The sequence below is a fragment of the Kitasatospora sp. NPDC041988 genome, from assembly GCF_055588525.1.
Map to the genome: position 1 here is coordinate 347,443 of NZ_JBVJCO010000002.1, position 19,771 is coordinate 367,213.

A 19,771-nucleotide genomic window follows, 5' to 3' on the forward strand; every position below is an offset into this window, starting at 1 on the left:
CCCACCCCAGAATCCCCAGCCCACCCTCTGGGGGACACCCCCTCCCCTTCTCCCCTGCCCTCCCCCACGCCGGGTGTCGAAGCCAGCACACCCCCCCTCCCCCCCCCCCCAGGTCGTGCGAGACGTTCTCCAGGTCGAGCAGGACGGGCCCGTCCGGGCCGACGTGCACGTTGCGCGGCAGCGCGTCGCCGTGGATCACACCGGCCGGCAGGTGCGGGGGGAGGTCGGGCAGGGCGGCGGCGAAGGCGTCCCGGCGGTGGCGCAGGAAGGCGACGTCGGCCGGGTCGACGTGCCCTTCCGCGGAGGCGAGCCAGCGCTCGACCGGGGCGAGGAGATCGCGGCGGTCGAGCGGGAAGGGCGGCAGGGGAAGCCGGTGCAGGTCGCGCAGCAGCGGCGCGAGGTCGGCGGGCCGGGCAGGCCGGACGGCGGGTTCGAGCCGGTGCCAGAAGGTGACGGGGTGTCCGTGGGCGAGCTGCGGCTCGGGCGGCACGCCGTCGTAGGGGCGGACCACGGGGACGCCCCGGCCGGCCAGCCAGTGGGCGACGGCGAGTTCGTGGTGCGCGCGCTCGTACAGCTCGGGGCCACGGCCGACCTTGGCGACCACGGCCGGGTCGCCGAGGTCGAAGACGGCGTTCTCGCCGAGCGCGAGCAGCCGGGCGTCGCCGGGGCCGGGCAGGCCGGCGGACTCGCAGGCGTGGGCGAGCAGCAGCCGGGCACGGCCCTCGTCGAAGGGGAGCATGGCGGACTCCGTTCCGTGGTGGCGGGTGGCGGGTGGCGGGTGGCGGGCGGTGGCGGGGGCGTGTCCGGTGGCTCGGGCGGGCCCTGGGGGACGGTGATCATTCTGGCAAACGCGGGCCGGGCCCCGCGTGATGCGGGGCCCGGCCCTGATGCGTCGTCGTACTGCCGGAGGATCAGACCCCGACCCTGCGGTGGCGGGCGCCGTCGGTGGCGGGCACCGGGGCGGCCGCCGAGCCGTGGGCGCGGGCCGGCGGGAAGGACTCGCCGTGCGAGAGGTCGGGCAGCCACCGCAGCCAGGACGGCAGGTACCAGTTGCGCTCGTCGAGCAGTGTCATCACCGCGGGCAGCAGCACCGCGCGGATGACCGTCGCGTCGATCAGCACGGCGACCGCCAGGCCGACGCCCATCTGCTTCATCGCCTGCATCGAGAGGGTGCCGAAGACCGCGAACACCGCCACCATGATCACCGCGGCGCTGGTGACCACCCCGGCCGTGGAGCGGATGCCGTGCGCGATGGCGGCCCGGGTCGGCAGGCCCCGGTCGCGGCCCTCCTTGATCCGGGAGACGACGAAGACGTGGTAGTCCATCGAGAGGCCGAAGAGGATCACGAAGAGGAAGAGCGGCACCCAGGACTCGACCGCGCCGACCCCGGCGGTGCCCAGCAGCGAGGCGCCCACCCCGTGCTGGAAGACCAGCGTCAGCACCCCGTAGGCGGCGCCGACCGAGAGCAGGTTGAGCACCACGGCGGTGGCGGCGACGGCCAGGGAGCGGAACGAGGTCAGCATCAGCAGGAAGGCGAAGGCCACCACGAAGCCGAAGACCAGCGGCATCGAGCCGGTCATCTTCTCGTTGAAGTCGTACGAGCCGGCGGTGCGCCCGGTGACCGGGGCCTCGGTGCCGGCCACCTGGAGCACGGTGGCGGGGACGATCTCGGTGCGCAGGGCCTTCAGGGCGGCGTTGCTGGTGGCGTCGTTGCCGCTGCCGTTGAGCGGGATGTCGACGGTGGCGATGTTCTTGTCGGCGTGGACGGTGACGTCCACCGGGCCGTGCATCCGCCCACTGGCCAGCGCCTTGGCCCTGAGGTCGGCGATGGCGGCGGTCATGGCCGGGGAGTCGATGTCGGCGGCCTTGATCACCACGGTGGCGGGGGCCGGGCTCCCGGGGAAGGCGGCCTCGATCTTCTGCGAGGCGGCGACCAGCGCGTTCCCCTCGGGCAGCTGCTGCTGGAAGGTGAGGTTGGCGGTGTGCATGGTGACCAGCGGTGCGGCCAGGCCGACCAGCAGTGCGCCGGCCAGTACGGTGGCGGCGAGCGGGCGGCGCAGCACCGGGGTGAGGATCGCGTTCCAGACCCGGCCGCCGGTGGCGGCGGTGTCGGGGCGGCGCAGCTTGGCGAGGAAGGGGACACGGCCCTTCTCGACCCGGTCGCCGAGCATCGACAGCAGCGCCGGCAGCACGGTGAGCGAGCCGAGCACCGCGGTGACGACGACCACGATGGTGGCGTACGACATGGCCTGGAACTCGGCTATGCCGGTGAGGAACATGCCGGCCATGGCGACCACCACGGTGACGCCGGAGACCAGGACGGCCCGGCCGCTGGTGGCGGCGGCGATCTTCAGCGCGGTCTCCAGGTCCCGCCCGGCGGCCCGCTCCTCGCGCTCACGGCGCAGGTAGAAGAGGCAGTAGTCGACGCCGACGGCGAGGCCGACCAGCAGCATCACCGAGCTGGCGTTGTTGCTGGTGTGCAGGAACCCGCTGCTCAGCGCGACCAGTCCGCCGGCCGCGACGAAGGCGGTGATGGCGAGCACGACCGGCAGGACGGCGGCGACCAGTGCGCCGAAGGCGACCAGCAGGATGCCGAGGGCGAGCGGCACGGCCGTCCACTCGGCGCGGGCGAAGTCATCGGAGAACTGCTCGTCGATCCACTTGCCGGAGCTGGCGTCGCCGAGCTCGACCACGGTGAGGTCGGGGTGCTGCTTCTGTACGGCGGCGACCGCGTCCAGGACGGCCGGGACGTTCTTGACGGCGTCCTCGTGCTCCCCCTTGACCGTCAGCTGGACGAGCGCCGAGTGGCCGTCCGCGGAGACCGCCTTGGTGTCGTAGGGCGAGCGGACGTCGGCGGCCTTGCCGGTGGCGTCGATGACGGTGATCACCTGCTCGACGGCGGTCCGGAAGGCCGGGTCGTCGGCGGCGAGAGTGGCACTCTGGATCAGGACGGTCTCGCTCGCGGGGGACTTCAGCCCGGCGTCGTCGAGGATCCTGGCCGCCCGGGAGACCTGGCCGGGCATCGCCTCGGACTCCCTGACCTCGGTGCTGCCGTGCAACCCGCCGAGGTAGGCGGCGAGGACGACGAAGAGCAGCCAGCCGAAGACGGCTGTCTTTCTGTGCCGGGCGCTCCAGGCGCCCATGGCGGCAGCTGTGCCGAGCTTGGTCTTCACGGAATCCCCCTGGGAGAGCGGCGGTGCCCGGCCGAGAGGTCGGGGCGGGTCGCCGGTATCGGGCGCCGGTTGTGGGTCCGGCGTCGCAACCGACAGTAGAAAAGGGGAGGTTGGCGGGGTATCCGGCTGGCGGGGGAGTTCTCCCTGGGGTCTGCCTGGGGGAGGGGGTGGGGTTATCCCTACCGGGGAACCCTGATTTCTCCTCCTTGGGACCGGGTGCGAACTCCACCCTGAGGGGGAGCTGTCTCCACCCGGAGCACGAGGTCAAGTGGCCATGCGGCGGGTGAAGATGGTGTGGGGCGCCGATGGCGTTCCCCGAGGGGGTCGGCTTCACGGGGGCTGCTTGCCGGGCGGCAAGCAAGTACTCGTAGGATGATGTCCTCAAGTCACTTACCTGCCGACCGGCTAGGGGTGGGCTTCGTCGCCATGCCCTGCCGGTCCTCCGTCGCCCGACGTCCCGTCCCCCTTGGGCTGGCGGTGAACCATGCCCAGGAGGCATCACGAGCATGTTCCACCGACTAGGACAATTTGTCGTCCGCCGCGCCTGGTGGGTGATCGCGGCGTGGGTCGTCGCGATGATCGCGATCGTGGCCACCGCGCCGAAGATCACCGCCCAGACCGATGAGGCTTCCTTCCTCCCCAAGCACTACGAGTCCATCCAGGCCTCGGCGCTCCAGGAGAAGGCGTTCCCGGCCAGCTTCACGCCCTCCGCACTGGCGCTCTTCGAGCGCAACGACGGCGGCGCGATGAACGACGCCGACAAGGCCGCGATGGCCAAGATCGTCCAGGGCCTCACGGACAAGAAGATCAAGAACGTCGAGGCGATCATCCCGGCCGGCGAGCAGACGACGTCCAAGGACGGCAAGTACGCGCTCGCGCCGATCGCCATCGACAAGAAGACACAGCAGTCCGACGAGTTCGGCGAGACCGCCAAGCACCTCCGCGAGGAGGGCACGTCCCTCACCTCGGGGACCGACCTGAAGTTCCAGCTCGGTGGCTCCGCCGCCCAGGCCCTGGACCAGAAGGAGTCCTCCGGCTCCGCCGACGCCCTCATCGCGATGTCGACGGTCGTGCTGGTCGCGCTCATCGTCGGGATCATCTTCCGCAGCATCCTGGCCGGATTCCTGCCGATCCTGATCTCGCTGGTCGTCGCCATGCCGACGTCCAACGGCGTGATCGCCTACGCGACCAAGGCCTTCGGCCTGGAGAGCACCCCGGTGCTCTCGGCGATCCTGATCGTCGTCGTGCTCGGCGTCGGCACCGACTACTTCCTCTTCCTGGCGTTCCGCTACCGCGAGCGGCTGCGGGCCGGGGACGACCGCAAGGATGCCGTGGCCAACGCGGTCGGCCGGGTCGGCGAGGCGATCGCCTCGGCGGCCGGAGCCGTCACCGTCGCCTTCGCCGTGCTGATCCTCTCCAGCCTCGGCATGTTCAAGGCGCTCGGTCCGGCCCTGGCCATCGCCGTGGTCGTCACCGCGTTCGCCGCGCTCACCCTGGCCCCGGCCGTGCTCACGGTCATCCCGGCCCGCGCCGTGTTCTGGCCGGGCAAGAAGTGGATGAACGAGCCCGGCAATGCACGGTTCGCCGCGCTCGGCCGCATGGTGGAGAAGCGCCCGGGCATGGTCGCCCTGGCCTCCGGCGGTGTGCTGCTGGCCCTGTCGGCCGGCGCCCTCGGCTACAACGGCACCTTCGACCTGGCGGGCAGCTCCATGCCCAAGGAGAAGGAGTCGATGGTCGTCCAGGACAAGATGATGAAGGGCTTCTCCGCCGGCGCGGCCGACCCGAGCCACGTCTACCTGACGAGCACCAGCGGGGCCAAGCTCGACCCGAGCAAGTTCGAGGCCTACGCCGCCAAGCTCGGCGCGGTGTCCGGGGTTGCCCAGGCCGCGCCGAAGCCCCAGACCAGTGAGGACGGCGTCACCGCCGACTTCACCGTCATGCTCAAGGACAAGCCGGACAGCAACGAGGCGATCGACACCCTCACCGAGCTGCGGGAGGTCGCGCACGGCCAGGCGCCGGCCGGCACGGAGGCGAAGGTCGGCGGTCTGACCGCCGTCTACAAGGACATCAACCTCGCGATGACCCACGACTACAAGCTGGTCTTCCCGATCGCGGGTCTGCTGATCCTGCTGATCCTGGGTCTCCAGCTGCGCAGCGTGGTCGCCCCCTGGTACCTGATGGCCTCGGTCGGCCTCGGCTTCTCGGCCACCCTCGGTGCCGCCACGCTGCTCTTCCAGAAGCTCGGCAGCGAGTCCGGTCTGATGTTCATGCTGCCGATCCTCATCTACCTCTTCGTGGTGGCGATCGGGACCGACTACAACATCCTGATCATCGCCCGTCTGCGGGAGGAGGCCCGGGCGGGCCGCAACCCGCGCGAGGCGGCCCGTGAGGCGCTGCGCCACGGCGGCCCGACCGTCGCGGCGGCCGGGTTCATCCTGGCGGCGTCGTTCGCGACCTTCATGCTCGCGGGCAACGTCTTCATGCTGGAGTTCGGCTTCGCGATGGCCTTCGGCATCTTCCTGGCGGCCTTCGTGATGGCGCTCTTCTTCACCCCGGCGCTCACCGCGCTGATCGGCCGCGCCGCCTGGTGGCCCGGCCACGGCGCCGACGACCAGCACCAGTCCGGCCCGCACCCGGTGGCCGGTCCGCACGGTGTGCCGGAGCCGGCCGGACGGCACTGACCGCCCCCGGTTCACGGCAGGCACGCGGCGTCCGCTCCGGCGGGCGCCGCGTGCCCGTTTCGGTGCGGCGGCAAACGTGACGTGGTCGGCAAAAACTCCCCGGTCAATCGGGGTGTCCTCGTGCTACAGTCGAAGCAGTTGCAGTTTTGGTTCCCATGAACGTTTGTGTGCGCCTGCTGGTTCAACCCAACAGGCGCATTTGTTTTGTCCGGTGTTTCAGTCTCCGGATGGGGATCGCGGCTACTTGGGGTCCACGAAGTGTGGGCTCTGATGCCCCAGTTTTATGAGGAGACGGTTATGGCTACCGGCACCGTGAAGTGGTTCAACAGCGAAAAGGGCTTCGGCTTCATCGAGCAGGATGGTGGCGGCGCTGACGTGTTCGCCCACTACTCGAACATCGCCGCTCAGGGCTTCCGTGAGCTCGTCGAGGGCCAGAAGGTCGAGTTCGACGTCACGCAGGGTCAGAAGGGCCCGCAGGCCGAGAACATCCGCGTCATCTGAGTCCAGCTTCCGAGCTGACTCGCGATTTCGCGAAGCGAGGGCCCGTACCGCACGGTGCGGGCCCTCGCGCATGCCGCCGAACGGCCGGGGCGGCGAACTCCATCCCGACGGCCGACCAGCCCTGACCGGGCTGTGCCTTCCATCGGACGGAGACTCCGTGACCACCCCTGCCCGCTCGCCCCGCGACGGCGACCGCATCAACCGCCGCGCCGACCGCACCGCCGGCGACCGTACGGCCGGTGACCGCACCGGCGGCGACAGCCCGCGCAAGCCGCGCAGCCGCAACGGCGGCGGCGCCCCGCGCAACGGCGGCGCCCCGCGCACCGCCCGCAACGGCGCACCCCGCAACAACGCCCCGCGCGCCGCCCAGGCGCCCGCCGACTTCACCGTCGTCGAGGGCACCCCGGCCCGGCCCCCGGCGGCGAGCTTCGGCGAGCTGGAGCTGCCCAAGGGCATCCTGAACGCGCTCACCCGCGAGGGCGTCACCGAGCCGTTCCCGATCCAGGCCGCCACCCTGCCGGACTCCATCGCCGGCCGTGACGTGCTCGGCCGCGGCCGCACCGGCTCCGGCAAGACGCTCGCCTTCGGCCTGCCGGTGCTCGCCCGCACCGCCGGCAAGCGCGCCGACTCCCGCCACCCGCTGGCGCTCGTCCTGACGCCCACCCGCGAGCTGGCCCAGCAGGTCACCGAGGCGCTCACCCCGTACGCGACCGCCGTCAACCTGCGGATCGCCACCGTCGTCGGCGGCATGTCGATCACCCGGCAGGCCAATGCCGTGCGCCGCGGCGCCGAGGTGCTGGTGGCCACCCCGGGCCGGCTGGACGACCTGATCAACCGGGGCGACGTCGTGCTCTCGGACGTGGCCATCACCGTCCTCGACGAGGCCGACCAGATGGCCGACATGGGCTTCCTGCCGCAGGTCACCAAGCTGCTGGAGCAGGTCGCCGAGGGCGGACAGCGGATGCTGTTCTCCGCCACCCTGGACCGCAACGTGGACCGCCTGGTCAAGCGCTTCCTGACCGACCCGGTGACCCACTCGGTCGACCCGTCGGCCGGCGCGGTCACCACCATGGACCACCACGTGCTCCAGCTGGACCCGGCCGACAAGGCCTCCGCCACCGCGCACATCGCCTCCCGCGACGGCCGGCTGATCATGTTCGTGCACACCAAGCACGGCGCCGACCGCCTCGCCAAGCAGCTGCTGGCCAACGGCGTGAAGGCGGCCGCGCTGCACGGCGGCAAGTCCCAGCCGCAGCGCAACCGGGTGCTCGACCAGTTCCGCGACGGCCACGTGACGGCGCTGATCGCCACCAACGTCGCCGCCCGCGGCATCCACATCGACGGCCTCGACATGGTCGTCAACGTCGACCCGCCGATCGACCACAAGGACTACCTGCACCGCGGTGGCCGCACCGCCCGGGCCGGCGAGTCCGGCACCGTCGTCACCCTGGTCCTGCCCGACCAGCGGCGCGAGGTCAGCCGGCTGATGACCGTGGCCGGCATCCGCCCGACCACCACCAAGATCCGCCCGGGCGACGCCGAGCTGACCCGGATCACCGGCGCCCGCACCCCGAGCGGCGTGCCCGTCAGCGTGGCCGTGCCCGTGGTGGCCGCCCCCGCCGAGGCCAAGCCCGCCGGCTCCGCCCCGCGCCGCCGCCCCGGCAAGCGCTCCGGGCTGCCCGCCGACGTCGACATGAACGGCAACCCGCGCCGCCCCCGCCCCAAGCAGCGCATGGGCGCCGCCGGTGGCGGCAGCGGCCAGGGCGGCGAGGGCGGCGGGCGCCGCCAGGCCGCCGGCTTCATCGGCCGCTCCTCGGGGCGCGCCAAGCCCGGCTCCGGCGCCAAGTCCGGCTCCAACTACGGCACCGGCCGCCAGCGCCGCAAGGCCGACTGAGCCCCTTCGGTCCCACCACGGCCCGGTTCCCCCTTTGCACGGGGAGCCGGGCCGCGCGCATTTCCGGCCGGATCGCCGGCCCGCCCGGCCTGCCCGGGCTGTTCCCGCCCCGCGTCGTACACCTTCCGTTCGTAGACGCACCAGTGGCGTGATCTCCACCTTCCCTGTTAACCATGGACACGCGGTGCCCGAAGATTTCACACGGCCTACACAACTGACCCACTATCATCACAATTTCTTCGCAAGTAGGTCGGCCAACTCACCGTCTCCGGAAGGACCTTCGCGATGCGTCGTACCGCCTCCCTGTTCGCCACCGCCCTGCTCGCGGCAGCCGCCGCGCTCGCGGCGCCGGCCGCCGAGGCCGCAGAGCCCGCGCCGACCGCCGGCGCCCAGTCCGCCCAGTCCGCCCAGTCCGCGCAGACCGCCGGCCCGTCCGACAAGTGTTCCCTGGCCAGCTGGGGGGCTGGCTATACCGGCACCTGCTCGGGCATCGACCCGATGCAGACCTGGCGCATCGTGGTCACCTGTTGGACCCACAGCGCGGGTGGCACCCTGATGATCTGGCCGGGCACCACCAGCGGGTGGGTCAGCGGCAACACCACCACCTCCGCCAGCTGCGGCTCGGACCCCTTGAATTCGTTGGATATCGAGTTCGGCCCCGCGCCGGTGGGCGGGGCGACCGGTCAGATCACCGGCTTCGTGAACAAGTGCCTGGACGTGCGCATGGGTACCAGCCGCAACGGCACACCCGTCCAGATGTGGGACTGCCTCGGCAACGTCAACCAGTCGTGGCGGATCGCCTCCGACGGGACCATCCGCGCCGTCGGCCTGTGCCTGGACCCCCAGGGCGGGCGGACCGACAACGGCACGCCGGTGCAGATCTGGGAGTGCAACGGCGCGATCAGCCAGCAGTGGAGGGTCCGGGCCGACGGCGCGATCATCAACGTGAAGTCCGGCCGCGCCCTGGACGTCCGGGGCTGGGACACCGCCAACGGTGCGATCGCGCAGCTCTGGGACTTCAACAACACGGCCAACCAGCTCTGGCACGCGCCCGCGTGATCCCGGCCCGGCTCACCCGAGCACGCGGCGGGCCAGGACGGCCAGGCCCGCCGCGATGCGCTCGGGGGTGAGGCCGGCGTCGCGCTGGTGGCGGAAGAGCTCGGGCGCGAGCGGGGCGAGAAGCTGGTCGGCGACGGTGTCCGGGTCCGCGAGGCCGGCCCGGCGGGCCAGGTGGGCGGCGTGCAGCCGCCAGAAGGCGTAGGCGCCGGTCCGGTAGCGCGCCGCGCCGGTCTCCGCGCCGAGCACCAGGTGGACGTGGGTCTCCAGCAGCTCGACCATCGCCGCGTAGAAGGCGGCCAGCCGCTCGGCCGGGGCGGGCTCCGGCCCGTCGGCCCCGCCCGGGCCGAGCGGCGCCGCGCCGCGCAGCAGCCGTTCCTGTAGGGCCCGCTCGTGCTCGTCGAGCAGGGCGCGGGCGATGGACGCGCGGTCCGGGTAGCGGCGGTAGAGCGTGCCGCGGCCGATGCCGGCGGCCCTGGCGATGTCGTCCATGGTCACGCCGGCGGGGTCGCCCGTGGCGAAGAGCTGCTCGGCGGCGGCCAGGATCTTGACCCGGTTGCGGGCGGCGTCGGCCCGTTCGCGCGGCGGGCGGCCGTCGGCCAGCGGGAGTTCGGTCACGGCTCCACGATAGGAGGCAAGTGGACACGGCGTCCACTTGCCTCCTATCGTGCTGGGTGACGATAAGCGGACAGTGTGTCCACTTGTTGCTCCGGCCTTGCCACGCCCAACTCCACCGGGGGGTTCACCGTGTCCACACTCCTGCACCTGAACAGCAGCGCCCGCACCGACTCCTTCTCCCGCCGCCTCGGCGCCGCCTTCACCACCGCCTGGCGCGACGCCGGCGGGGGCGAGGTCGTCCACCGCGACCTCGCCGCCGATCCGGTGCCGCCGATCGGCGAGGGCTGGACCCGGATCTGCGACACCCTGCTGCGCGAGGGCATCACCGACATCGCCCGGTACGGCGAGGCCGTCCGCACCGGGCAGGAGCGGGAGGCCTGGGCGGTCGTCAGGCCGCTGCTCGACGAGCTGGTCGCGGCGGACGTCGTGCTGATCGGCGCTCCGATGTACAACTTCGGCATCCCCGCGGCCCTCAAGGCCTGGATCGACCAGGTCACCTTCCCGAAGATGGTCCTCGCACCCCGGAAGTTCGTGGTCGTCGCCGGCCGCGGCGGCGCGTACGGTCCCGGCACCCCGCGCGAGCCCTTCGACCACCACGGCCGGTACCTGCTCGACTTCTTCCGCGGCCACTACGCGGTGGAGGACGGCGAGGTCGTCGCCGCCGAACTGGTCAACTCGCTGGTCGACCCGGGGCTGGCCGACCGCCGCGCGCAGCACCTGGACTCCGCGGCCGGCGCGCTGCACCGGGCCGGGGAGCTCGGCGCGGAGGTGGCCGGCCACCGCATCCCCCGGGAGGGCTGAGGCCGTGCCGTGGATCTGGCTGCTGCTGGCGGGCGTCGTCGAGGTCGCCTGGGCGCAATCCATCAAGCCGACCGAGGGGTTCACCCGGCTCCCGCAGACCGCGCTCTGCCTCGTCCTCATGCTCGGCGCCGTCTACCTGCTCGGCCGCGCCCTCCAGGACCTCCCGACCGGCACCGGCTACGCCGTCTTCACCGGCATCGGCACCATCGGCACCGTCCTGACCGGCCTCCTCCTGCGGCACGAGACCCCGTCCCCGGTCGCCCTGGCCGGCCTCGTCCTCATCACCGCCGGGCTGGTCACCGTCCACCTCGGCACGACCGCCCACTGATGCGGACGGCGCTCACCGGGGCACCGCGCCGAAGGGCAGCCGGGCCGTGCGGGCCCGGCACCCCTTCCGCGCGGGGGGAGTTCCTGCCGATGGGGGCCTGAGGGGTGGACCGACGCCCCGGGGCCGGTCGCTCACGCCGCCGCGGCGGCCGGAGCGAGGTCGCGCAGGCGCTCACCCGTCTCCGCGTCCCGCGGCGACAGGACCACCAACTGCAGGCCGCCCTCGGCCCGGAGCACCAACTGATCGATCCTCAGGAGGCCCAGCTCCTCGTGCAGCACGTCCTTCTCCACCCCGGCCCGCTCCTGCACCTGGTGCTCGTCCAGCCAGCGGTCCGCCTCCGGCGACTCCGCCCGCAGCCGCTTGATCAGCCGGGCCAGCCGCCGCGCCTCCGGGGCGCCGTCACCGCCCCGCTCGGCGTACGCGGAACGCAACTGCGCCAGGATCCGGCGCGCGTGCCGCTCCCAGTCCACCGTCCGGGCCCGGTTGACGGGATCGGCGAACACCACCCAGGCCAGGTTGCACTCGTCCGGTTCCAGCCGGGAGATCCTGAACAACGCCTCCGCGCCCGGATTCCACGCCCGGACGTCCCAGTCCGCGTCCATCACGAAGGCCGGCGCCGGCCACTGTGCGTGCATCAGCCGCAGCAGCGCCGCCGGGACCTCCTCGGGCACCTCGATGCCGGCCTCCCGCGGGTGACTCCCGGCCAGCCGGAACAGGTACGCGGTCTCCGCCCGGTCCAGCCGCAGCGTCCGTGCCAGGCTGGCCAGCACCTCCGGAGAGGGGTTGATCTGCCGTCCCTGCTCCAGCCACGTGTACCAGGTCACCCCGACCCCGGCGAGCAGCGCCAGCTCCTCCCGCCGCAGCCCCGGTGTGCGCCGCCGCACCCCCGGTGCCATGCCGACCTCCTCCGGCGTCAGCCGGGCCCGCCGGCTGCGCAGGAAGCTCGACAGCGCCTTGCGGCGGACCTCCGCGTCGCCCATCTCCCCCGCTCTCCCCTGGTAGTCGTACTACCAGTATCCCCACGCACTGCTGCGTGCCGTGACGCCCCGCGAAGCTTGATCCGTCAGCGGATCACGCAAACCTCACAGGGGGAATCCCGATGCACCGTCAGTTCCGCCGCACCCTGGTCGCCGTCGCGGCGGCCACCGTCCTGCTCGGCACCGCGGGTGCGCTGCCCGCCGCCGCCGCGCCCGCGCACCGGGCCCCGGCGGTGATCCAGGGGCACGCCCAGAAGTTCGTCCCCGAGGGGGCGACCTGGGACCCGGCGCACCGCCGCTTCCTGCTCGGCTCGATGGGCCACGGCACCGTCTGCGCCGTCACCACCGACGGCTCGGTCCGCACCCTGGTCGACGACCCGGACGTGCTGGTGCAGATCGCCGGTCTGCACGTGGACGCCGCCCGCGGCCGCGTCCTGGCCGTCAACATGGACAACGGCGTCGGCGACCGCAGCACCCCCGCGACGGTCGGCCGGATCGGCGGGCTCGGCGCCTACGACCTGGAGACCGGGCGGCGGATCTTCTACACCGACCTCGCCGCCGTGGCCGGGGACGGCGGCCCGCACGTCGCCAACGACGTGGCCTTCGGCCCCGACGGCACCGCGTACGTCACCGACTCCTTCGCCCCGGTCGTCTACCGGGTCGGGGTGGACGGAAAGGCGTCCGTCCTCGTCCGCGACGACCGGCTGGCCCCGCAGCCCGGCGGCTACGGCCTCAACGGCATCGTCTACCGGGACGGCCGGCTCGTCATCGGCAAGTGGGACGACGGCACGCTCTGGCAGGTCCCCGTCCACAACCCGGCCGGGCTGCGGCGGATCGAGGTCCGCGGTGACGCGGGCGCACTGCTGCACCTGGACGGTCTGACGAGCCGTCCGGACGGCGGGATCGCCGGCGTCACCAACGACCTCCTGGGGGCCGGCCGGGATGCCGAGGTCGAGCTGCGCTCCGACGACCACTGGCGCACCGCCCGGCTGGCCGCCGTCCGCCCCTGGGCCGATCTCGTCCCCACCGCGGTGACCCCCGGCCCCGCCGGCGCCACCTACGTGCTCTCCGCCCGCCTCGACCTCGCCCTGGCCGGCAAGCCCACCGACGTGTTCACCCTGCGCCGGATCTGACCGGGAGCGCGCGCCTGCGCGGCTGGTTCCGGAGTACGGCGACAGCCGCCCGCCACGCTCTCCCCGTCCGTCACGACGACGCGGATCACCGCACCGTGGCCCGGCACGCCCCCGACCTCGACGAGCACGGCGTCCCGGACCACACCCGAGCGGGCCCGCCGCGCTCCGGCCTCAGGCGGTGAGGGCGGGGGCCGCCGCTGCCACTGCCCGGGCCCGGTCGTAGCGGGCGAGGAGGAGGCGGGCGAGTTCGGGGGCCGCGCCGAGGACGTCGGCGAGGAGGGCGGCGGAGCCGGCGGCGGCCTCGGCGATCCGGTCGGGGAGGCGGCCCGGGGCGAGCAGGTAGGGGGAGACGGCCACCTCGGCGGCGCCGGAGGCGCGCAGGGCGGCCACGGCGTCGGGGACGCGGGGGCCGGCGGCGGAGGCGTACGCGACCTCGACGCCGGCCCAGCCGCGGGTGCGCCGCCACTCGGCGGCGACGGCGCGGGTGGCGGCGTCGGCGGCCGGGTCGGAGGAGCCGGCGGCGGCGAGGACGACGCCGGTGCGGGCGCGGACGGCGGGGGAGGCGAGGTCGAGCCCGGCCTCGGCGAGGCGGCGGTCCAGTGCGGCGAGCAACAGCGGGGACGGGCCGAGGACGTCGGCGACCGGAAGGCCGGCGCCGGTCGCGCGCAGGGCGGCGGGGATGTCGTGCTTGGCGTGGAAGGCCCGGTTGAGCAGCAGCGGGACGGCGACGGCCCGGGAGCCGAGCCGGCCGGCCACCTGGGGGATGCGGGGCGCGCAGTGGTCCAGGTAGGCGGTGGCGACCTCCAGCCCGGGCCGCAGCGCCCGCACCTCGGCGACCAGGGCGGCCACCGTCGCGGCGTGGCGGGGGTCGCGGCTGCCGTGGGCGATCAGCAGCAGGGCGGGACTGCCCGCCGCCACCGGGGTGGCGGGGGCGACGGACAGCCGGCCTTCGTACACGGTGGGAGCCTTACTTGACGGCGGCCAGCAGGCCGCGGTTGCGCAGGACCCGGCGCTCGACCGGGGTGAAGACGAGCAGTTCGATGGCGATGCCGACGAACAGGATGAGGATGATGCCGAGCAGCACGCCCGCCATGTCGGAGAACTCGCGCTGGTTCTCCAGGTACCGGCCGAGGCCGAGGCCCAGGTCGGGGGAGGAGGCGACCAGTTCGGCGGCCATCAGCGAGCGCCAGGAGAACGCCCAGCCCTGCTTGAGGCCGGCCAGGTAGCCGGGCAGCGCGGCCGGCAGCAGGATGTGCCGGGCGCCCGTGAGGCCGGTGGCGCCGATGGTCCGTCCGGCACGCAGGAACAGCGGCGGCACCTGGTCGATGCCGGCCACCAGGCCGTTGGCGATGGACGGGACGGCGCCGAGCAGGATGACCGCGTACATCATCGTGTCGTTGATGCCGAGCCAGATGACCGCGGCCGGCACCCAGGCGACCGAGGGCAGCGACTGGAGGCCGGAGAGGACGGGGCCGAGCGCGGCCCGCACCGGCTTGACCCGGGCGACCAGCAGGCCGATCGGGGTGCCGATGACGAGCGCTACCAGGAAGCCGGAGAGGCCGCGCCAGACGCTGGTCCAGATGATCGAGAACAGCGTGCCGGCGGTCCAGAGGTCCCCGGCGGCGTTCCAGACGTCGGTCGGGCTGGGCAGCTTGTAGGCGCTGGTGAGGTGCAGGCTGTAGGCGCCCTGCCAGAGGGCGAGCACCAGGACGACGCCGAGCAGCGGCGGCAGCGCCTTCTGCCGGAGGACTTCGGCGGTGGAGCTGCGCTGCGCGGAGACGGCGTCCAGCGCGTCCAGGCCGGCGCCGACGTCGGCGGTGTCGGACACGGGGCTCTTGTCCAGGACGGGGGTGGTGTCAGTGCTGGCCATGGCGACGGATCTCCCCACGCAGTTCTTCGGTGATCTCGATGGACAGGTCGGCGACGCCGGAGGACTCGATCCGGCGCGGCTGCGGCAGGTCGATCCGCCACTCACGGGCGACCCGGCCGGGGCGGGAGGAGAGCAGCACCACGCGCTGGGCGAGCCGGACGGCCTCCCGCACGTTGTGCGTGACGAACAGGACGGAGAGCTTGCGTTCGGCCCAGATCCGGGTGATCTCGTCGTGCAGGACGTCCCGGGTGATGGCGTCGAGCGCGGCGAACGGCTCGTCCATGAGCAGCACCGAGCCGCCCTGGGCGAGCGCGCGGGCCATCGCGACGCGCTGGCGCATGCCGCCGGAGAGCTCGTGCACGCGCTTGCCGTACGAGCCCTGGAGGCGGACCAGTTCGAGCAGCCGCTCGGCCTCGGCCCGGCGCTCGGGGCGGGGGACGCCGGCGAGCTTGAGGGCGAGTTCGATGTTCTTGCCGGCCGTGAGCCAGGGGAACAGCGCGTGCTCCTGGAACATCAGTGCGGGGCGACCCCCGGTCACCTCGATCGTGCCGCGGGTGGGCTTGTCGAGGTCGGCGACCAGGTTGAGCAGGGTGGACTTGCCGCAGCCCGAGGCGCCGAGCAGCGTGACGAACTCGCCGGGCGCGACATCGAGCGTGATGTCGTCCAGGACGTGCGTCTGCGCGCCGGGACGGCCGAAGGACTTGTGCACGTGCGAGATCCGGACGGCGGGTGAGCCGCCGCGGGTGTCGACACCGGCGGCGCCGTCCGAGGTGGTCAGTGCCGGGGTCATCCGGGTACCTCCTGCATCTGGGGCCGCCTCCCAGTCGGAGGCCGGGGGCGGTCATGGGCCCCTCCGGCCCGTCGGCGGGCGAGGAGGGAGGGTGGCGGGGTTCGGGGCCGGGGTCCGGCCCCGCCCGTCCCGTGTGCTTGGGGGCATCGATCGGGCATCGACCGGGAGGGCGGGGGTCCGGACCGCGGAGCTTGGGTGCGGGCCGTGCGGTACGACCGCTGCTACTTGGTGCCGAGCCCGGCGTCCGCCACGGCGCCCTGGCCCTTGGTCGCCAGCACCTTGTTGAGCAGCGTGAGGTCGTAGATGCCGTTCAGGCTCGGCTTCTTGAGCAGGCCCGCGGTGACGGCGTGGTCGGCCTCGGCCTGCAGGGTGGAGGCCAGCGGGTCGTCCAGGAAGTCGATGTCCTGCCAGGCCGGGTCGAGGACGGCCGGCTCCAGCGCGTTGCCGGCTTCCTTCTTGATGGCCTCGTTGGCGTCGGCCTTGGCCTTGTCCGGGTTGGCCTTGATGAAGGCGTTGGTGTTCACCGAGCCGCGCAGCACGGCCTCTACCACGTCCGGGTGCTCGCTGAGGAACTTCTGCGAGACGATGATGTTGGTGATCACGAACTTCTTGTCCGGCCAGACGTCCTTCTCGTTGAGCAGGACCTTCGCGCCGAGGGTGACCAGCTTGGACGCGGTGGGCTCGGGCACCCAGGCGCCGTCGATCGAGCCCTGCTTGTAGGCGTCCGGGGTGACCTTGTTGTCGGTGCGCACCACGCTCACGTCGCCGGCGCCGGAGGAGGCGTCGATCTTGTAGCCCTTGCCGGCCAGGTAGTTGAGGAGCGCCACGTCCTGGGTGTTGCCCAGCTGCGGGGTGGCGATCTTCTTGCCCTTGAGGTCGTCCAGGGTGGCGATCTTGTCCGGGTTGACGACCAGCTTGACGCCGCCGGAGGCCGAACCGCTGATGATCTTCAGCGACTTGCCCTCGGACTTGGTGAAGCCGTTGATCGCCGGGGAGGGGCCGATCCAGCCGATGTCGATGGAGCCGGCGTTCAGCGCCTCGATCTCGGCCGGGCCCGCGTTGAAGACCTGGGTCTTGATCTGGGTGGCGCCCAGCTCCTTCTGGAACAGGCCCTCCTGGAGGCCGACCAGCGGGGTGCCGTGGGTCAGGTTGGCGAAGTAGCCGATCCTGACCGTGTCGGCGGTGAGCTTCGCGCCGGAGGCGGAGTCACCGGCGGGGGCCGCGGTGCCGGCCTTCTTGTCGTCGCTCTTCGAGCCGTAGCCGCAGGCCGAGAGCAGTGCCACGGCGGTGAGGCCGGCCACGGCGGCCACGGCGGAGCGTCTGATCCGGCCGGCGGCGGGGCGTGCGGGCCTATGCGGGACCGGGGAGTGCGGGAGTGCCTGGTTCGGTGCCATGGGTGGAGTCCTGTTCGCGGACGGACCGTCAGAAGGCGGTCTCGGGCGGGAGATCGGTCAAGGCTGTGCTTGCGGCATCGGGGGATGCCGGGCAAGCCGGGTCGGCGTCGCTGTGCCAGCTGTGGGGTGGACAGCGGCCGGCCCGGTGACAGGGCTGTTGTCAGCCCTGTCGGCCCACACATCGCGTCAGGCCGCCCTGGCCGCTGCCGAGGACGCCGCTGCCGATGCGGCCGCCTTCCTTGTCCATGCCCGAGAACGCCTCGCTGGGCATCAGACCCAGTCCTCCTCGTCGGGTTCGGTGGTGCGTACGGTCTCGAAGGCCTCGCCCGCCATGCCGGCGGTGAGGGTGGTGCCGTCGGCCGGGTCGATCAGCAGGAACGAGCCGGTGCGGCGGTTGTCGGAGTAGCCGTCGAGCGCCAGCGGCTCGGCGGTGCGCAGCACCACGTGGCCGATGTCGTTGACGTTCAACCCCTCGGGGGCGGAGCGCTGTTCGAGGCCCCTCTCGCTGACCGTCGCGCTGATGTCGATCCGGTAGGTGATCTCCTTGACGAGTGCGCGCACGGTGCGGGTGGTGTGCTTGAGCAGCACCTTGTCGCCGGCGCGCAGCGGTCGTTCGCTGAGGTGGCTGACGGTGGCCTCGATGTCCTTGGTGGACACCGGGGCCCGGCCGGCCGCGATCAGGTCGCCACGGGAGATGTCGATGTCGTCGGCGAGGCGGACGGTGACCGACTGGGGGGCCCAGGCGATGTCCGTCTCCCGACCGAGCGCGTCGATGCCGGCGACGGTGGTGGTGTGGCCGGAGGGCAGCACCGTCACCGGGTCGCCGACCCGCAGCACGCCGGAGGCCAACTGGCCCGCGTAGCCACGGTAGTCGGGGTGCTCGTCAGTCTGCGGGCGGATCACGTACTGGACGGGGAACCGGGCGGGTTCGGCGCTCGGGTCGCTGCCGACCGGCACCGTCTCCAGGTGCTCCAGCAGGGTCGGGCCGCCGTACCAGTCCATGTGGGCGGACGGCTCGACCACGTTGTCGCCGGCGAGGGCGGAGATCGGGACGGCCAGCACGTCCTTGACGCCGAGCGAGGCGGCGTAGGCGATGAACTCCTCGGCGATGGCGGCGAAGACGGGCTCCGCGTACTCGACCAGGTCCATCTTGTTGACGGCCAGCACGACGTGCGGCACGCGCAGCAGCGCGGCGACGGCGGCGTGCCGGCGGGTCTGCTCGACCACCCCGTTGCGGGCGTCGACCAGGACGACGGCCAGCTCGGCGGTGGAGGCGCCGGTCACCATGTTCCGGGTGTACTGCACGTGCCCGGGGGTGTCGGCGAGGATGAACCGCCGCCGCGGGGTGGCGAAGTAGCGGTAGGCGACGTCGATGGTGATGCCCTGCTCGCGCTCGGCGCGCAGGCCGTCGGTGAGCAGTGCGAGGTCGGGCGCCTCCTGGCCGCGGCTGAGGGAGGCACGCTCGACGGCCTCCAGCTGGTCGGCGAGCACGGACTTGGAGTCGTGCAGCAGGCGGCCGACCAGGGTGGACTTGCCGTCGTCGACGGAGCCGGCGGTGGCGAAGCGCAGCAGGGAGGTGGCGCTGTTCTCGGTGGTGGTGCTCATTTAGAAGTATCCCTCGCGCTTGCGGTCTTCCATCGCGGCCTCGGAGAGCTTGTCGTCGGCCCGGGTGGCGCCGCGTTCGGTGAGGCGGCTGGCGGCGATCTCGGCGATGACCGCCTGGATGTCGGTGGCGTCGGAGTCGACGGCCCCGGTGCAGGACATGTCGCCCACCGTGCGGTAGCGGATCAGGCGCCGCTGGACCGGCTCGTTCTCCTTGGGGCCGCCCCACTCGCCGGCGGTCAGCCACATGCCGTTGCGGGAGAAGACGTCGCGCTCGTGCGCGTAGTAGATCTCGGGGAGCTCGATGCCCTCGCGCTCGATGTACTGCCAGACGTCCAGCTCGGTCCAGTTGGAGAGCGGGAAGACGCGCACGTGCTCGCCGACGGCGTGCCGGCCGTTGTACAGCGACCAGAGCTCGGGGCGCTGGCGGCGCGGGTCCCAGGCACCGAACTCGTCGCGCAGGGAGAAGACGCGCTCCTTGGCGCGGGCCTTCTCCTCGTCGCGGCGGCCGCCGCCGAAGACGGCGTCGAACTTGTTGGACTCGATGGCGTCCAGCAGCGGGACGGTCTGCAGCGGGTTGCGGGTGCCGTCGGGGCGCTCGCGCAGCCGGCCGTCGTCGATGAAGTCCTGGACGTGGGCGACGTGCAGGCGCAGGTTGTGCTCGGCCGCCACGCGGTCGCGGTACTCGATGACCTCGGGGAAGTTGTGGCCGGTGTCGACGTGCAGCAGCGAGAAGGGGACGGCGGCCGGCCAGAAGGCCTTGAGCGCCAGGTGCAGCATGACGATGGAGTCCTTGCCGCCGGAGAAGAGGATCACCGGACGCTCGAACTCCCCCGCGACCTCGCGGAAGATGTGCACCGACTCGGCCTCCAGCGCGTCCAGGTGGGACAGTGCGAAAGGCCCCTCTGAATCCTTGTCGGGGTCCTGAGTCGGGATCAGGCTGTCGGTTGCGG

At 72.7% G+C, this 19,771-nt stretch carries 17 protein-coding genes; 7 read left to right on the forward strand and 10 right to left on the reverse strand.

Features of this window, described 5'->3' with window-relative positions; genetic code table 11:
- Positions 1-739: phosphotransferase enzyme family protein (locus ACZ6NC_RS04505; protein ID WP_465728873.1), on the reverse strand; the 739-nt coding region annotated here is incomplete at its 3' end.
- 172 nt (positions 740-911) lie between these two features.
- Positions 912-3,143 carry an MMPL family transporter gene (locus ACZ6NC_RS04510; protein ID WP_465728965.1) on the reverse strand — a complete coding sequence of 744 codons (2,232 nt, stop codon included), beginning with the start codon at positions 3,141-3,143 and terminating at the stop codon, positions 912-914.
- Between the two features lie 536 nt (positions 3,144-3,679).
- Between ACZ6NC_RS04510 and ACZ6NC_RS04515 the strand changes: the two genes are divergently transcribed.
- The 4 genes from ACZ6NC_RS04515 to ACZ6NC_RS04530 all read left to right on the forward strand — a co-directional run bounded on the left by ACZ6NC_RS04515 (position 3,680) and on the right by ACZ6NC_RS04530 (position 9,308).
- The gene (locus ACZ6NC_RS04515; RefSeq protein ID WP_465728875.1) at positions 3,680-5,854 is read left to right on the forward strand and encodes an MMPL family transporter; all 2,175 of its coding nucleotides are present in this window, start codon (positions 3,680-3,682) and stop codon (positions 5,852-5,854) included.
- A 297-nt stretch (positions 5,855-6,151) separates the two neighbouring features.
- Positions 6,152-6,355, forward strand: coding sequence for a cold-shock protein (locus ACZ6NC_RS04520; RefSeq protein WP_380576878.1), 204 nt, complete (start codon positions 6,152-6,154; stop codon positions 6,353-6,355).
- A 157-nt stretch (positions 6,356-6,512) separates the two neighbouring features.
- The gene (locus tag ACZ6NC_RS04525) at positions 6,513-8,249 is read left to right on the forward strand and encodes a DEAD/DEAH box helicase (protein WP_465728878.1); all 1,737 of its coding nucleotides are present in this window, start codon (positions 6,513-6,515) and stop codon (positions 8,247-8,249) included.
- Positions 8,250-8,534: 285 nt separating this feature from the next.
- Positions 8,535-9,308 carry a ricin-type beta-trefoil lectin domain protein gene (locus ACZ6NC_RS04530; RefSeq protein ID WP_465728880.1) on the forward strand — a complete coding sequence of 258 codons (774 nt, stop codon included), beginning with the start codon at positions 8,535-8,537 and terminating at the stop codon, positions 9,306-9,308.
- Between the two features lie 12 nt (positions 9,309-9,320).
- On the opposite strand, the gene ACZ6NC_RS04535 is transcribed toward ACZ6NC_RS04530, so the two are convergent.
- Positions 9,321-9,923 (reverse strand): TetR/AcrR family transcriptional regulator, encoded by a 603-nt coding sequence (locus tag ACZ6NC_RS04535; protein WP_465728882.1) that lies wholly within the window; start codon positions 9,921-9,923, stop codon positions 9,321-9,323.
- 129 nt (positions 9,924-10,052) lie between these two features.
- On the opposite strand from ACZ6NC_RS04535, the gene ACZ6NC_RS04540 reads away from it, so the two are divergent.
- Positions 10,053-10,724: an FMN-dependent NADH-azoreductase gene (locus tag ACZ6NC_RS04540; protein WP_465728884.1), complete on the forward strand. Its 672-nt coding sequence runs from the start codon at positions 10,053-10,055 to the stop codon at positions 10,722-10,724.
- Positions 10,725-10,728: 4 nt separating this feature from the next.
- Positions 10,729-11,052: a DMT family transporter gene (locus ACZ6NC_RS04545; RefSeq protein WP_465728886.1), complete on the forward strand. Its 324-nt coding sequence runs from the start codon at positions 10,729-10,731 to the stop codon at positions 11,050-11,052.
- A 131-nt stretch (positions 11,053-11,183) separates the two neighbouring features.
- Here ACZ6NC_RS04545 and ACZ6NC_RS04550 read toward each other — a convergent pair whose 3' ends face one another.
- On the reverse strand, positions 11,184-12,032 hold the full coding sequence (locus ACZ6NC_RS04550; protein ID WP_465728888.1) for a helix-turn-helix transcriptional regulator: 849 nt from the start codon (positions 12,030-12,032) through the stop codon (positions 11,184-11,186).
- A gap of 119 nt (positions 12,033-12,151) precedes the next feature.
- Between ACZ6NC_RS04550 and ACZ6NC_RS04555 the strand changes: the two genes are divergently transcribed.
- Positions 12,152-13,162 carry a hypothetical protein gene (locus tag ACZ6NC_RS04555; RefSeq protein ID WP_465728890.1) on the forward strand — a complete coding sequence of 337 codons (1,011 nt, stop codon included), beginning with the start codon at positions 12,152-12,154 and terminating at the stop codon, positions 13,160-13,162.
- A 171-nt stretch (positions 13,163-13,333) separates the two neighbouring features.
- On the opposite strand, the gene ACZ6NC_RS04560 is transcribed toward ACZ6NC_RS04555, so the two are convergent.
- The 6 genes from ACZ6NC_RS04560 to cysD form a co-directional block, all read right to left on the reverse strand.
- Positions 13,334-14,119, reverse strand: a complete 786-nt coding sequence (locus ACZ6NC_RS04560; protein WP_465728892.1) for a sirohydrochlorin chelatase — start codon at positions 14,117-14,119, stop codon at positions 13,334-13,336.
- A gap of 10 nt (positions 14,120-14,129) precedes the next feature.
- On the reverse strand, positions 14,130-15,032 hold the full coding sequence (locus ACZ6NC_RS04565; RefSeq protein WP_465728894.1) for an ABC transporter permease: 903 nt from the start codon (positions 15,030-15,032) through the stop codon (positions 14,130-14,132).
- On the reverse strand, positions 15,019-15,822 hold the full coding sequence (locus ACZ6NC_RS04570) for an ABC transporter ATP-binding protein (RefSeq protein ID WP_465728896.1): 804 nt from the start codon (positions 15,820-15,822) through the stop codon (positions 15,019-15,021). The genes ACZ6NC_RS04565 and ACZ6NC_RS04570 overlap by 14 nt, the downstream gene beginning before the upstream one ends.
- Positions 15,823-16,043: 221 nt before the next feature.
- Positions 16,044-17,216, reverse strand: coding sequence for an aliphatic sulfonate ABC transporter substrate-binding protein (locus ACZ6NC_RS04575; protein WP_465728898.1), 1,173 nt, complete (start codon positions 17,214-17,216; stop codon positions 16,044-16,046).
- 270 nt (positions 17,217-17,486) lie between these two features.
- Positions 17,487-18,821 carry a sulfate adenylyltransferase subunit 1 gene (locus ACZ6NC_RS04580; RefSeq protein WP_465728900.1) on the reverse strand — a complete coding sequence of 445 codons (1,335 nt, stop codon included), beginning with the start codon at positions 18,819-18,821 and terminating at the stop codon, positions 17,487-17,489.
- Positions 18,822-19,757, reverse strand: a complete 936-nt coding sequence (cysD, locus tag ACZ6NC_RS04585) for a sulfate adenylyltransferase subunit CysD (protein ID WP_465728967.1) — start codon at positions 19,755-19,757, stop codon at positions 18,822-18,824.
- Positions 19,758-19,771 lie beyond the last annotated feature (14 nt).

Coding starts and splice junctions, on each gene's coding strand:
- ACZ6NC_RS04510 (WP_465728965.1), bottom strand. CDS start 3,143: ATGGGCGCCTGGAGCGCCCGGCACAGAAAGACAGCCGTCTTCGGCTGG.
- ACZ6NC_RS04515 (WP_465728875.1), top strand. CDS start 3,680: ATGTTCCACCGACTAGGACAATTTGTCGTCCGCCGCGCCTGGTGGGTG.
- ACZ6NC_RS04520 (WP_380576878.1), top strand. CDS start 6,152: ATGGCTACCGGCACCGTGAAGTGGTTCAACAGCGAAAAGGGCTTCGGC.
- ACZ6NC_RS04530 (WP_465728880.1), top strand. CDS start 8,535: ATGCGTCGTACCGCCTCCCTGTTCGCCACCGCCCTGCTCGCGGCAGCC.
- ACZ6NC_RS04550 (WP_465728888.1), bottom strand. CDS start 12,032: ATGGGCGACGCGGAGGTCCGCCGCAAGGCGCTGTCGAGCTTCCTGCGC.
- ACZ6NC_RS04555 (WP_465728890.1), top strand. CDS start 12,152: ATGCACCGTCAGTTCCGCCGCACCCTGGTCGCCGTCGCGGCGGCCACC.
- ACZ6NC_RS04565 (WP_465728894.1), bottom strand. CDS start 15,032: ATGGCCAGCACTGACACCACCCCCGTCCTGGACAAGAGCCCCGTGTCC.
- ACZ6NC_RS04570 (WP_465728896.1), bottom strand. CDS start 15,822: ATGACCCCGGCACTGACCACCTCGGACGGCGCCGCCGGTGTCGACACC.
- ACZ6NC_RS04575 (WP_465728898.1), bottom strand. CDS start 17,216: ATGGCACCGAACCAGGCACTCCCGCACTCCCCGGTCCCGCATAGGCCC.
- ACZ6NC_RS04580 (WP_465728900.1), bottom strand. CDS start 18,821: ATGAGCACCACCACCGAGAACAGCGCCACCTCCCTGCTGCGCTTCGCC.